This window comes from Streptacidiphilus sp. PB12-B1b (assembly GCF_014084125.1).
Lineage (GTDB): Bacteria > Actinomycetota > Actinomycetes > Streptomycetales > Streptomycetaceae > Streptacidiphilus.
This window is the reverse complement of sequence record NZ_CP048405.1, coordinates 1,900,628-1,911,462: the sequence shown is the minus strand read 5'-3', so window position 1 is coordinate 1,911,462 and position 10,835 is coordinate 1,900,628. Positions and strand designations below refer to the sequence as shown.

18 protein-coding genes are annotated in these 10,835 nt (G+C 70.8%); 7 read left to right on the top strand and 11 right to left on the bottom strand.

What is annotated here, in order from left to right; all coding sequences use genetic code 11:
• Positions 1 to 26 precede the first annotated feature (26 nt).
• Positions 27 to 572, top strand: a complete 546-nt coding sequence (locus GXW83_RS08690) for a histidine phosphatase family protein (RefSeq protein ID WP_182442502.1) — start codon at positions 27 to 29, stop codon at positions 570 to 572.
• Positions 573 to 607: 35 nt separating this feature from the next.
• On the opposite strand, the gene GXW83_RS08685 is transcribed toward GXW83_RS08690, so the two are convergent.
• From GXW83_RS08685 to GXW83_RS08675, 3 genes are all read right to left on the bottom strand, one after another.
• Positions 608 to 937 (bottom strand): hypothetical protein, encoded by a 330-nt coding sequence (locus GXW83_RS08685; protein WP_370466602.1) that lies wholly within the window; start codon positions 935 to 937, stop codon positions 608 to 610.
• A 58-nt stretch (positions 938 to 995) separates the two neighbouring features.
• Complete coding sequence (locus GXW83_RS08680) at positions 996 to 1,529, bottom strand: hypothetical protein (protein ID WP_182442500.1); 534 nt, start codon at positions 1,527 to 1,529, stop codon at positions 996 to 998.
• A 228-nt stretch (positions 1,530 to 1,757) separates the two neighbouring features.
• Complete coding sequence (locus GXW83_RS08675) at positions 1,758 to 3,374, bottom strand: DUF4157 domain-containing protein (protein ID WP_182442499.1); 1,617 nt, start codon at positions 3,372 to 3,374, stop codon at positions 1,758 to 1,760.
• A 359-nt stretch (positions 3,375 to 3,733) separates the two neighbouring features.
• Between GXW83_RS08675 and GXW83_RS08670 the strand changes: the two genes are divergently transcribed.
• The gene (locus tag GXW83_RS08670) at positions 3,734 to 3,928 is read left to right on the top strand and encodes a DUF1059 domain-containing protein (protein WP_182442498.1); all 195 of its coding nucleotides are present in this window, start codon (positions 3,734 to 3,736) and stop codon (positions 3,926 to 3,928) included.
• A 46-nt stretch (positions 3,929 to 3,974) separates the two neighbouring features.
• Positions 3,975 to 5,027 carry a methyltransferase domain-containing protein gene (locus GXW83_RS08665; protein WP_225446848.1) on the top strand — a complete coding sequence of 351 codons (1,053 nt, stop codon included), beginning with the start codon at positions 3,975 to 3,977 and terminating at the stop codon, positions 5,025 to 5,027.
• Positions 5,028 to 5,074: 47 nt separating this feature from the next.
• Here GXW83_RS08665 and GXW83_RS08660 read toward each other — a convergent pair whose 3' ends face one another.
• The 4 genes from GXW83_RS08660 to GXW83_RS08645 are packed head-to-tail and all read right to left on the bottom strand — an operon-like array spanning position 5,075 to position 6,572.
• Entirely contained in the window at positions 5,075 to 5,287 is a 213-nt protein-coding gene (locus tag GXW83_RS08660) for a DUF397 domain-containing protein (RefSeq protein WP_182442496.1), read from the bottom strand.
• A gap of 22 nt (positions 5,288 to 5,309) precedes the next feature.
• Positions 5,310 to 5,522, bottom strand: a complete 213-nt coding sequence (locus tag GXW83_RS08655; protein WP_182442495.1) for a DUF397 domain-containing protein — start codon at positions 5,520 to 5,522, stop codon at positions 5,310 to 5,312.
• Positions 5,523 to 5,544: 22 nt separating this feature from the next.
• On the bottom strand, positions 5,545 to 5,757 hold the full coding sequence (locus tag GXW83_RS08650; protein ID WP_182442494.1) for a DUF397 domain-containing protein: 213 nt from the start codon (positions 5,755 to 5,757) through the stop codon (positions 5,545 to 5,547).
• On the bottom strand, positions 5,757 to 6,572 hold the full coding sequence (locus tag GXW83_RS08645; RefSeq protein WP_182442493.1) for a helix-turn-helix transcriptional regulator: 816 nt from the start codon (positions 6,570 to 6,572) through the stop codon (positions 5,757 to 5,759). Before GXW83_RS08645 ends, GXW83_RS08650 begins: the two co-directional genes overlap by 1 nt.
• A gap of 278 nt (positions 6,573 to 6,850) precedes the next feature.
• Here GXW83_RS08645 and GXW83_RS08640 point away from each other — a divergent pair, with 278 nt between their 5' ends.
• Genes GXW83_RS08640 through GXW83_RS08630 form a run of 3 tightly spaced genes read left to right on the top strand, consistent with a single transcriptional unit; the run spans position 6,851 to position 7,505 of the window.
• Entirely contained in the window at positions 6,851 to 7,081 is a 231-nt protein-coding gene (locus tag GXW83_RS08640; RefSeq protein ID WP_182442492.1) for a hypothetical protein, read from the top strand.
• Positions 7,082 to 7,116: 35 nt separating this feature from the next.
• The gene (locus tag GXW83_RS08635; RefSeq protein WP_182442491.1) at positions 7,117 to 7,308 is read left to right on the top strand and encodes a hypothetical protein; all 192 of its coding nucleotides are present in this window, start codon (positions 7,117 to 7,119) and stop codon (positions 7,306 to 7,308) included.
• Positions 7,305 to 7,505: a hypothetical protein gene (locus GXW83_RS08630; protein ID WP_225446847.1), complete on the top strand. Its 201-nt coding sequence runs from the start codon at positions 7,305 to 7,307 to the stop codon at positions 7,503 to 7,505. Before GXW83_RS08635 ends, GXW83_RS08630 begins: the two co-directional genes overlap by 4 nt.
• A 120-nt stretch (positions 7,506 to 7,625) precedes the next feature.
• Here the strand turns inward: GXW83_RS08630 and GXW83_RS08625 are convergent, their stop codons facing one another.
• The gene (locus GXW83_RS08625) at positions 7,626 to 8,018 is read right to left on the bottom strand and encodes a hypothetical protein (protein WP_182442490.1); all 393 of its coding nucleotides are present in this window, start codon (positions 8,016 to 8,018) and stop codon (positions 7,626 to 7,628) included.
• A 223-nt stretch (positions 8,019 to 8,241) separates the two neighbouring features.
• Here GXW83_RS08625 and GXW83_RS08620 point away from each other — a divergent pair, with 223 nt between their 5' ends.
• Positions 8,242 to 9,048: a site-2 protease family protein gene (locus GXW83_RS08620; protein ID WP_182442489.1), complete on the top strand. Its 807-nt coding sequence runs from the start codon at positions 8,242 to 8,244 to the stop codon at positions 9,046 to 9,048.
• Positions 9,049 to 9,105: 57 nt separating this feature from the next.
• Here GXW83_RS08620 and GXW83_RS08615 read toward each other — a convergent pair whose 3' ends face one another.
• The 3 genes from GXW83_RS08615 to npdG all read right to left on the bottom strand — a co-directional run bounded on the left by GXW83_RS08615 (position 9,106) and on the right by npdG (position 10,776).
• The gene (locus GXW83_RS08615) at positions 9,106 to 9,654 is read right to left on the bottom strand and encodes a hypothetical protein (protein WP_182442488.1); all 549 of its coding nucleotides are present in this window, start codon (positions 9,652 to 9,654) and stop codon (positions 9,106 to 9,108) included.
• Between the two features lie 135 nt (positions 9,655 to 9,789).
• Positions 9,790 to 9,963 carry a hypothetical protein gene (locus GXW83_RS08610; RefSeq protein WP_182442487.1) on the bottom strand — a complete coding sequence of 58 codons (174 nt, stop codon included), beginning with the start codon at positions 9,961 to 9,963 and terminating at the stop codon, positions 9,790 to 9,792.
• 96 nt (positions 9,964 to 10,059) lie between these two features.
• On the bottom strand, positions 10,060 to 10,776 hold the full coding sequence (npdG, locus tag GXW83_RS08605; protein ID WP_182442486.1) for an NADPH-dependent F420 reductase: 717 nt from the start codon (positions 10,774 to 10,776) through the stop codon (positions 10,060 to 10,062).
• Between the last annotated feature and the right edge of the window lie 59 nt (positions 10,777 to 10,835).

Below are 10,835 nucleotides of genomic sequence, written 5' to 3'. Positions count from 1 at the left end.
ACCGTCCGACGTCCCAGGGAGCCTTCTTGCCGGTCCACATCGTGTACGAGACGCACTCCACCACCACCGACAACGAGGCCGGGATCGCCACCGGCTGGCTGCCCGGGCGGCTATCGGCGCGCGGGCGGCTCCAGGCCCGCGAGCTCGGCGACCGCCGCTGCGACGACGACATCGACGCGGTGTTCAGCTCGGATCTGGAGCGCGCCGTGCAGACCGTCTCCATCGCCTTCGCCGGGCGGACGGACATCCCACTGCGCCAGGACCCGCGCCTGCGGGAGTGCAACTACGGTGATCTCAACGGCAGTTCGCAGGCCGAGCTGGACCGCGTCCGGGCGCTGCACGTCGACCGGCCGTTCCCCGGCGGCCAGAGCTACCGCGAGGTGGTGCACGCCACCGAGGCGTTCCTCGCCGACCTGGCGGCGGAGTGGGACGGCGGGCGGGTGCTGCTCGTCGCCCACTCCGCCAACCGCTGGGCCCTGGAGTGCCTGCTCAACGGCGCGCCCCTGGACGACGTCGTCCAGGCCCGCACCCCGTGGCAACCCGGCTGGCACTACACCCTGCCCGCCCGCTGACCCGTCCCGCCGGGCCCGCAGGCGGGCAGGACCGGTCAGGCCGGGTTCTCGGCGGCGTCCTTGACCAGCTGGTACGCGGCGGTGAGGCTGAGGCCGGGGGCGACGGTCCGCAGCGCCTTGACCGCCTGGGCGTCGTCGGCGACGGGGTCCGCGCCCGCGCGGTCCAGGATGTCCCGCACCCAGCTTCGCCGCACCTGGGCGTCGGACAGGGCGGAGGTCTGCTCCGCGATGCGCAACGCCCTTTCCAGGCCCGCTCGTTCACCCGCGTCGGCAGTCTCCAGCGCCGACCGCAGCGCGGCCGTCACCTGCGCGGTGTCACGGATGACGACGACGGGCTCTTCCTGACTGGCACTTCGGCCGAACAAGGACATCAACTCCAGCTCTGTACGGGCGGATTGGGGTCGTGCTGCCTGCGCACCGCGATCAGAAGCAGTTCGACTGGATGGCCGAGACCCCGAGGATGTTGAGCGCGGCGTTGCCCGCCGCCTGCTTGAACTCGGCCACGCCGCCTGCCTTGATCAGCAGCTCGGCGGCCTTGGTCACCCCGCCCAGGCCCTTGATCGCCTTGTACGCCTTTCCGGCGGGGATGAACGCCGCACCGACCGCGGCCACGCACTTGGTGTACTTCCAGGCGGTCCCCCAGAAGCTCATCGGCCGCACCATGTGCTGGCCGGTGACGGCTGCCGGGGCGATGTTGGCCAGCACCAGTTGCTGCGCGGCCGTGTCGCCCGGATACATCGCCGCGACCACCTGGGCGGTGGTGCGGTCGGCGGGCAGCGCCGCCAGCCGGTCGTCCAGCCCCGCTTCCACGATCTGCGGGACGGAGACGGAGACGGCGGCGGCGCGGGTACTGCGGGCGTGGGCGGCCTCGGTGGCGGACGCCATCGGCGCGGCGACCCCGAGCGCCATGGCGGCGACGGCGACGGTGGCGGCCATGCGTATGCCCGGACGGTTCATGTACGTGTCTCCCCTTACAGGGGGCCGTCAGAGGTCGCCCGTTCGGCGCCCCCCGCCCCGTTCACCGGTCGGGGCGCGTTGTGCCTGGTCGGCGCGCCGCAGAGCCGGTGGGGCCATTCTGTTCGTGGCCGACCGGTCTGCGGCACCCGCCCATCGGCGGTTGATCATCCGCCGATGGTCGGGCAGCGGATCATCCCTGCCCGCCCGCTGAGCCGCCTCGCCGGGCGGTCAGCCGTCGATGTGCATCATGCCGGTGTCCACCGCGCCCACGTCCATGCCTTCCAGCGCGTTGGCCAGGGGGCCGGAGGCTTCGCTGGAGGGGTCGTCCGAGTCGGAGTCGGTGTCCACGTCCCACGCCTTGCGGTGGGTGCTGCAGGCGTTGATGTACGTTCCGCCTGCCGACGTCACCGCGGCGTTGATGGTCGTGGCCAGCGCGGCGGCCTTCCCCGGCTCCTTGTCGAAGTTGGGGATGTCCGTGTTCGCGGCCGCGCTGCTCCAGTAGGGGCCCGGACGCGCGCCCGTGGTGCTGTAGAGACTGATGTAGCAGGCCACGCAGGGGCGCTTGGTTCCCGCCGTCGTCTCCGGCGTGACGACGGGCGCGGAGTCGCCCGTGCCCCGCTGCTTCCTCAGGTGTTCGTCGATCCGGCGCTCCGCGTGGAAGCCGTCGCGCTCGGCCTCGACCGCCGCCGGAACGTGGACTGCGGCGGACCGGAAGGCGGAGAAGTCGAATTCGAACTCCTTGTCCTCTTTGACGATGCGCTCGCGCGCCTTGCTCTCGTGCCGGACGTTGCGGGCGTGCCGACTGCTGTCCGGCAGTTCCTCCAGCATCTTCTGCACGAAGGGGCCGACGGTGCGCTCGCTCGTGGCCAGGGCCCTGAGTTCTTCGTTGGTGTTGTTCTTGTTCGACGAAATGTAGAACGCCCCCTGGTGGAAGCAGCCCTGTACCTCCTCACCTGCGCCCAGGTACTGCAGAGCGATGGTGGAGATCCAGCGGATGGCCTGCTTGTGGCGCTCGTCGGCGTAGGACCTGGCCGCGATGACGTTGTTGCTCTTCCCGTAGACCTCCCTGGTCTTCGGCTGCCTGACCTCCTCGGCGGACAGCTCCCGGTCGGCTGCCTGCGGCTTGTGGAGCGTCAGGTCCCGTGCGCCGCCGATCATCTTCCAGCCGTGGTTCGAAACCAGCTGTGACACGACGGCGCGGGCTGCGTCGTTGGAGATCAGGGCGGCCGTGACCTGCCGGTCCAGCGGGCCCGCGGTCGATGCCCGCTTGCGGGCCTTGGGGGTCTTGGCCCGCTGGACCGGCAGCTCACCGGCGGAGTGCGGGGCAGCGGCCGTACGCAGCGCGGCTCTCTGGACCGGGGCCGGACCGGCCATCACGCGGGTCGCGTTGGCCTCCGCGGCGCGCTCGAAGCGGTCGCCGGGGTCGGAGATCTTCAGTCCCCCGCCGTTGTCGGTGCCCGCCACCGCCCCTTGGCGCTGCTGGATGACGTGGGTCAACTCGTGCGCGAGGGTGTGCTTGTCGGCTCCGCCGTCGCCGATGACGACGTGGCTGCCGGAGGTGTAGGCGCGGGCCCCGATCTCGGCGGCCGAGGCGCGGGCGGCGCCGCCGGTGTGCAGGCGGACGTCCGAGAAGTCCGCGCCCAGGCGGGACTCCATGTCGGTACGGGTGGTGTCGTCCAGCGGCTGCCCGCCGCCGCGCAGCACGTCGTGCACGGCCGAGCGCTGGACCGGTGCCTGTTCCTGGTGGCCGCAGCCCGCACCGTGCTGGTGCGGCTCCGCCGCCCAGGGGTGTCCGGACTGGCGCAGTAGCTGGACGACGGCGGCATTGCCCGCGCTGCCCTGCATGGCCAGAAGGCGCTGGAGCGGCGTAGCGTCTGCACTCGCGGGCTGGCGCCCCGGCGTCCGAGCGTTCTGTACGTCGCTCTGCCTGGCGTTGTCGTGATCGTGCAAGGTGACTTCTCCTCCGCGCAGCTGTGGAACTCCCCCGTCCTACACGCCCCCCGACCGTGCGACCAGAAGCCCCGGGGCACAGTTGTCCGACCGAACGGGCAGGCCATTTCCTTTACCCATGCACGTATCAACGCATTTCCTGCCAATAAGGGGATAATGGCCGGGGAACGCGCCTGCTGTTGTGCGCCCCGGTCGTCCGGCCAGAGCCTGGCCCGCCGGAGGCTGCGGCGCGGCGCAGGACCGGGAGGTCCGCCATGCGCAAGATCGCCGACTGCCGGGACTACCCGAGCGTGAGCGGGTGCACCCTCACCATCTCGGGCGAGGAGGACGAGGTCGTCCGGGCCGCCACCGAGCACGCCGTCTCGGTGCACGAGCACACGGACTCGCCGGAGCTGCGCGAGCAGATCCGCGGAATGCTCAAGAACGAGGAAGTACCGCAGCACGCCTGAGCGGGGCGCGGCAGCGGGCGAGGAGGTGATTGCCATGGCTGCGGCCATGGACGAGGACAGAGTGATGGAGTTCCTGGGGCGGGTGGTGACGGACGCCGGGGCCGCGGTCGCCGGGCTGTCCACCTCGCTCGGCGACCGGCTCGGGCTGTACCAGGCGATGGCGGGCGCCGGCCCGCTCACCTCGGAGCAGCTGGCCGAGAGGACCGGCCTGGTCGAGCGGTACGTCCGGGAGTGGCTGGCCGGGCAGGTGGCCGGCGAGTACGTGCGCTACGACGCCGAGCACGACAGCTACCTCCTGCCGGACGAGCACGCGGCCGTGCTGGCGGACCCGACCGCGCCCACGTACGCGGCCGGATTCCTCACCATGCTGCAGGCGATGTACAGCAGCGAGGACGCGCTGATGTCGGCCTTCCGCACGGGCGAGGGCGTGGGCTGGGAGGAGCACAGCGCCGCGCTGTTCTCGGGCGTCGCCAAGTTCTTCCGCCCGGGCTACGGCGGCTCCCTGGTCTCCGAGTGGCTGCCCGCGATGGACGGCACCGTCGGCAAGTTGGAGCGCGGCGCGGACGTCGCCGACATCGGCTGCGGGTACGGCTACTCCACCATGCTGATGGCGAGCGCCTACCCGAACTCGACCTTCCACGGCTTCGACTTCCACCAGCCGTCGATCGAGGCGGCGCGGCAGATCGCCGAGGACCAGGGCATGAGCAAGCAGGTGAGCTTCGAGGTGGCGACCGCGCAGGACTTCCCCGGCGACGGCTACGACCTCATCACCTTCTTCGACTGCCTGCACGACATGGGCGACCCCGGCAGCGCACTCGCGCACGCGCAGGAAACCCTGAACGAGGACGGCAGTTGCATGATCGTCGAGCCCAACGTCTCGGCGGACATCCTGGAGAACGCCAACCCCATCGGCCGGACGCTGGCCGCCACCTCCGTGGCCGTGTGCCTGCCCTCGGCCGTGGCCCAGCACGGCCCGCTCACCATGGGCAACCACGCCGGCGAGGACGCCATGCGCCACCTCGCGGACGTCGCGGGCCTGCACCACTGGCGGCTTGCCGCCGAAACCCCGATCAACCGGGTCTACGCCGCCAGCCGCTGACCACCGGCGGCGCGCGATGGCTGCGCGCCGCCGACGGGCCTGCCGGGTCAGAGCGTCGGGAACTCCCCCGACTTGACGGCCGCCACGAACGCGGCGACCGCCTCCGCCGTGAACAGGAGCGCGGGGCCGTGCGGGTCCTTGCTGTCACGGACCGGCGCCACATCCCTGAGACCTTCACCGATCTCAATGCAGTCGCCACCGTTGGTGCTGCTGTAGCTGGCCTTGCGCCAGGTCACCGGCAGAGCACTCGCAACGTGCATGGAACCGGTCCTCCTTGTGGAGTCAGACGGTCGGGAACTCACCGGACTTGACGGCAGCCACGAACGCGGCGACTGCTTCAGGCGTGAAGAGAAGCGCAGGACCGTGCGGGTCCTTGCTGTCACGGACGGGGGCCACATTCGTGAGGCCCTCACCGATCTCGACGCACTCGCCACCATTGGGGCCGCTGTAGCTGGCCTTGCGCCACGTCACGGGCAGAGCACTGGCAACGTCCATGGAACCGGTCCTCCTTCAGGAGTCAGATGGTCGGGAACTCACCAGACTTGACGGCAGCCACGAACGCAGCAACCGCCTCAGGCGTGAACAGCAGCGCAGGACCGTGCGGGTCCTTACTGTCACGGACAGGGGCCACGCCCGCAAGCCCCACGCCAAACTCGATGCACTCTCCGCCATTGGTGCTGCTGTAACTGGCCTTGCGCCACGTGACAGGCAGAGCGCTAGCGACGATCATTACCTCAGTCCTTCCAGGTATCCGCCGATCAACTCGGCGGACTCATCAGGCGACAGGGAGACGGCCCGCAACAGATCATATGCGTGTACGGCCACCGCGACCTCCGCCGGATCCAACCCCATCCGCCCCTGCGAGAACCCGTCCACGTACAGCGCGTCGGGCACCTCCGGAGTAGTCAGAATGGTGAACGGGCCAGCTAGTCCAGGATGCGCCGCAACCCGCTCCGGAAGCACCTGAATTACCGTCCTGGGATCCATTCCAGCGGTCAGCAGTCGTTGCAACTGATCCCGCATGACCTCTGGGCCACCGATCCTGCGGCGAAGGACCTGCTCGTCGATCACGAACCACGCACGCGGAGGATCGTCTCTGTCGAAGATGGCCTGCCTGGACATACGTGCAGCGATCAGGTCCTCAAGGTTGTCCGGCCGAACAGCGGTCAGCATCGCCCGCGCGTAGCTTTCGGTCTGCAACAAGCCATGGATGACCTGAGTCTGGAATGAGCGAATGCCCGATGCGTCCCCCTCAATCTGGATGAACGGCAGGAACCATGGCGGGTAGGCGTACCGCAGAACCAGCGGGTGCAGGCGCTGGAAGTGGCCGCCGGTGTGGAACACCCGGTCCAAGTCGGCGGCCAGTTGGGCGGTCGGGACGCGTCTGGCCAGTTCGACGTAACTGATCATGGCCTGGGTGGAGTGGGCCTCCTTGGCCACCTGGCCCTGCGACATCCCCGCCTCCGCGCGCACGCGTCGCAGCTCGGAGCCGAAGAAGGCCAGCAGGGATGACTCAGGGTCAGGTACATCGGTCTCTTCAGCCATGACGATGACGCTCCCTCATGCATAACTCGCGGGCTTTTATGCGCTTCCCTCTGTCGAGCCTAGACGCGCATGGCAATCCTTGGAGTACATACACAGATACACACCGTAACGACGGACAGGACCGTGATGGATGAGGTAAAGGAGCGGCCGGGCGGCCCGGGGGCGGGGGCCGCTCCCGCAGGACAACCCGTTTGGCCCGGCCTGGGGCGGTGCGCCATGGCAAGCGGAGCGGTAGATGTGGGCAGAGACCGGAGCAGCGGCGAGAGCGAGCACAGCAGATGAGCCACCCACTCGTGGACGCGGCCTACGCGGCGTCCGTGCGATTCATCGAGGCGATGGAGTCGATCGACCTGTCGGTCACCACCGCCAAGGTCGTGACACCGGAGGGGAGGGAGCCGGGCGTGCGGGTCGGCACGATCAGCTCCGAGGACCTGGAGGAGCTGACGCGGCTGATCGTGGCCGAGGCCGCCCGGAGGTCCGGGGTGGCCGAGGAGGTACGGGCGTCGTGAGCACGGGCACGGAGCCTCCCTGCGTGGGAGCACTGATGCGGGACACCAGGCGGGACCGGGTGGGCGTGGTGATGGGCGCGTTCGGGGCCCGCGTCTACCTGCGTCCGGCCGGGGGCGGTGTGGAGTGGGATGCGGCCCCGGCGGATCTGGAGCCCGCCGACGGGCGCGCCGAGTTGCGGGCCCGGGTGGCGGAGCTGAACGCGGAGAGCAGCAGGGGGCTGGGGTGACCGGTGCCATGTCGTGGCAGCCGCCGCCGGACTTCTCGTACGGCCTGCCGATGCCCGTCCCGACCCCGGTGCCCGGCTGCGCGGACTGCGCCGACTTCGTCGCCCGGCACCGGGCCGCCCGGTACGTCCGCGACGGCAGCGCGGCGGCGGACGCCCGCGTCCTGATGCGCCGCCACCTGGACGAACGCCACAGGTGACACCCCAGCCCGAGCGGCCCGCAGCAGGGAACGCCTGACCGTGCACCCGACGCCGGCGCGGGGGCGGATGCCCGCAGCTGTCCGAACCGGCTCCTGGGAGCCGGTCGGCAGCGTCAGGCGTCAGGCGGCGCGGTGGACGGTGAGCATGCGGTTGAGGTTGCCGGTCGTGATGCCGTCGAAGTTGACCACCTGGATCGGCACGGTGCCCGAGCCGGCCTTGGCGGTGTACGCCACCAGCCGGATCCGCAGCTTGACGGTGTCGGTGGCGTTGACGCCGATCCCGTTGACCGTGAGGTTGCCCGCGTTGTAGCCGCTCAGGGCCTGCCAGTGGCCCTTGGCGGCCGAGCCGACCCACTCGTCGTAGGCGAGCCGGACCTGTCCGGCGAAACCCTGGCCGTCGTCGTCGATCACCGCTTCCCACGGCTCGTTGATCGCGGCACCGGTGTGGTTGGCGATGGTCAGGGTCTCCAGCGCGGGGCGGCCGGGGGCGACGCTGGGGGGCCGTGCAGCCAAGTCCGCTCGAGGGCCCGGTGGTTGATCGGCCCTTGCTCGGTGCGACCGGGAACAAGCTATCCAGCCCGGGTCGGGGACTTGTCCGGGCAGCGTCACAGCCGTGCAACAGGCACCCGGGCCGGAACGGGCGCGGGCGGCCGGACGTTCACCCGGTGTCGCTTGTCCGCAGGGAGCCGCAGGCGGGATGATCGGCACTCACCGAACCGACCGGAGCCCACCCGCCATGAGCATCACCAGCAACCGCCCCCACTCCGACCGGAGGGTCAGCACGATCTTCCTGGTGCTGCTCGCCGTCATGGGCGCCTCAGCCGGAGCGCTGTGGACCGACTGGGGCAATGCCCGCTTCGGCGTGTTCATGTTCGTGGTGGCGGGCTGGCTGGTCTCCCTCTGCCTGCACGAGTACGCGCACGCCCGCACCGCGCTGCACGGCGGCGACATCTCGGTGGGCACCAAGGGCTACCTCACGCTCAACCCGCTGAAGTACACCCACCCCGTGTACAGCTTCATCATGCCGCTGGTCTTCATCATCCTCGGCGGCATCGCGCTGCCCGGCGGCGCGGTCTTCATCGAGCGCGGGCGCATCCAGGGCAAGTGGAAGCACAGCGCGATCTCGGCCGCCGGACCGGCCGTGAACGCGGCCAGCGCCCTGGTGCTGCTGGTCGTGCTGGCCCTGGTGCCGACACCGACCGCCGTCGGCCCGGCGAACTTCTACAGCGCGCTGGGCTACCTGGCGCTGCTCCAGCTGATGGCGGCCATCCTGAACCTGCTGCCGGTGCCCGGCCTGGACGGCTACGGCATCATCGAGCCCTGGCTGTCGTACGACAACCGCCGGGCGTTCGCGGGCATCGCGCCCTACGGCATGATCATCGTGTTCCTGCTGCTGTGGAACAGCACCATCAACAGCTGGTTCTTCAACACCGTGATCTTCAACCTGATGCGGTGGTTCGGGCAGTCCTGGACGTACGCCCAGTTCGGCAACTACCTCTTCCACTTCTTCAACCTGAACCTCGGCGGCATCTTCGGGCACTGACGGCCGCTGCCCGGCCGGGGGCGCTCCCCGGCCGGGCAGGCGGACGCTGCGGCGTCCCTAGCCGCGGGTGATGAGCACGGTGTTCTCGCCGCGCAGGCCCGCCACGCAGACGAGCTGCGGCGCGCCCTCGGACCGGCAGGCGACGGTGGTCCGCCCGCCCGCGTCGATGCCCAGCTCGATGTGGAACGTCCCGCCGCTCGGGTAGCGGTAGTCGGCGAAGGACTCCCCGCTGACCAGGATGGTCGCCCGGATGTTCGGCATCAGCAGCACGTACGGGTATTCGGCGCCCTCGCTGCGGACCAGCTCCGCAGGCGGGTAGGGCAGGCTGGCGTCCGTCTCCAACGTCACCACGCGGGGTGCGGCCGCGCCCGCGCCCGCACCCACACCTACGCCGGAGTCCAGGCCGGGGGCGGTGCCGTCGCCCGAGCCGACGATGTTGGAGTGCCCGGCGCCGAAGACGTCACCGCTGACGATGGAGGTCGTGGCGTTGTTGAAGCTGATCGGCGCGGCGGCCGAGCGAGGGGTGTCCGCCAGCGCGGTCGCCGGCAGGCAGGCGACGGCGAGGGCGGTGGCGACGACGGCGGTGGTCCGGGCGAGACGGTTCACGCGGGGTTCCTTCCCAGGGGGTGTTTCCCGGGACGCTAGAGGCCGTGCGGCGCTCGCCCCGGGACCGTCGCCCGAAGGAGGTGTGTCGTTGCGCTGACCGCCGCCGGGGTCAGGTCTGCGACGCGCGCTCGGCGCTCAGGCGCCGGCTGCGGTGCGGGCGCGCCGCCACTGGACCCAGCCGATGTTGCTGGTGATGCCCGCGAGCAGGATCCAGCCCAGGCCGATCCAGAAGCCCGCCAGCACCGACACCACGGCGGCGACCAGGGCGAGCGCGGACAGGGCGAACAACAGGATCGAGAAGCGGGGCATCTTCGGACTCCACGGACGGGACGGGCCGGACACCGTCCATTGTGTCCGACGCCCGGCCCGAGCCGCGTCCAGGGGTGCCCCGGGACGGAACGTGTTTCAGATGTCGGTGATCCGCAGGCCGGCGTGCGCCTTGTAGCGGCGGTTCACCGAGATCAGGTTCGCCACCAGCGACTCCACCTGGTGCGCGTTGCGCAGCCGCCCGGCGAAGACGCCGCGCATGCCCGGCACCCGCTCGGCCAGCGCCTGGACGGCGTCGGTCGCGGCCCGCTCGTCGCCCAGCACCAGCACATCGATCTCCACCTCGTCCACGCTCTCGTCCAGCAGCAGGACCGCCGAGAGGTGGTGGAAGGCGGCGGTGACCCGCGACTCCGGCAGCAGCGCGGCGGCCTGCTGCGCGGCACTGCCCTCCTCCGGCAGCAGCGCGTAGGCGCCCTGCTTGTCGAAGCCCAGCGGGTTGACGCAGTCCACGACGATCTTCCCGGCCAGCTCGGTGCGGAGCGAGGCCAGCAGCTCGCCGTGGCCCTCCCAGGGCACGGCGACGATGACGATGTCGCTCTGCGCGGCGGTCGTCGCGTTGTCCGCGCCACGGACGCCGAAGCCCAGCTCCGCGGCCTTCTCCTCGGCACGCTCGGCGCTGCGCGAGCCGATCACCACCTGCTGACCGGCCTTGGCCAGCCGGTAGGCCAGACCGCGACCCTGCGGGCCGGTGCCCCCCAGCACCCCGACGACCAGGCCGGACACGTCCGGCCGATCGTGCGGGCTACGGGCGGGAGCAGGGGCGGAGGCGGCGGCGTTGTCTTCGGTTGCACTCATGGCCGCATCCTCGCACCCACCCCGCCCCGCCAGCCACGACACAACGCCGATGCGTCGAG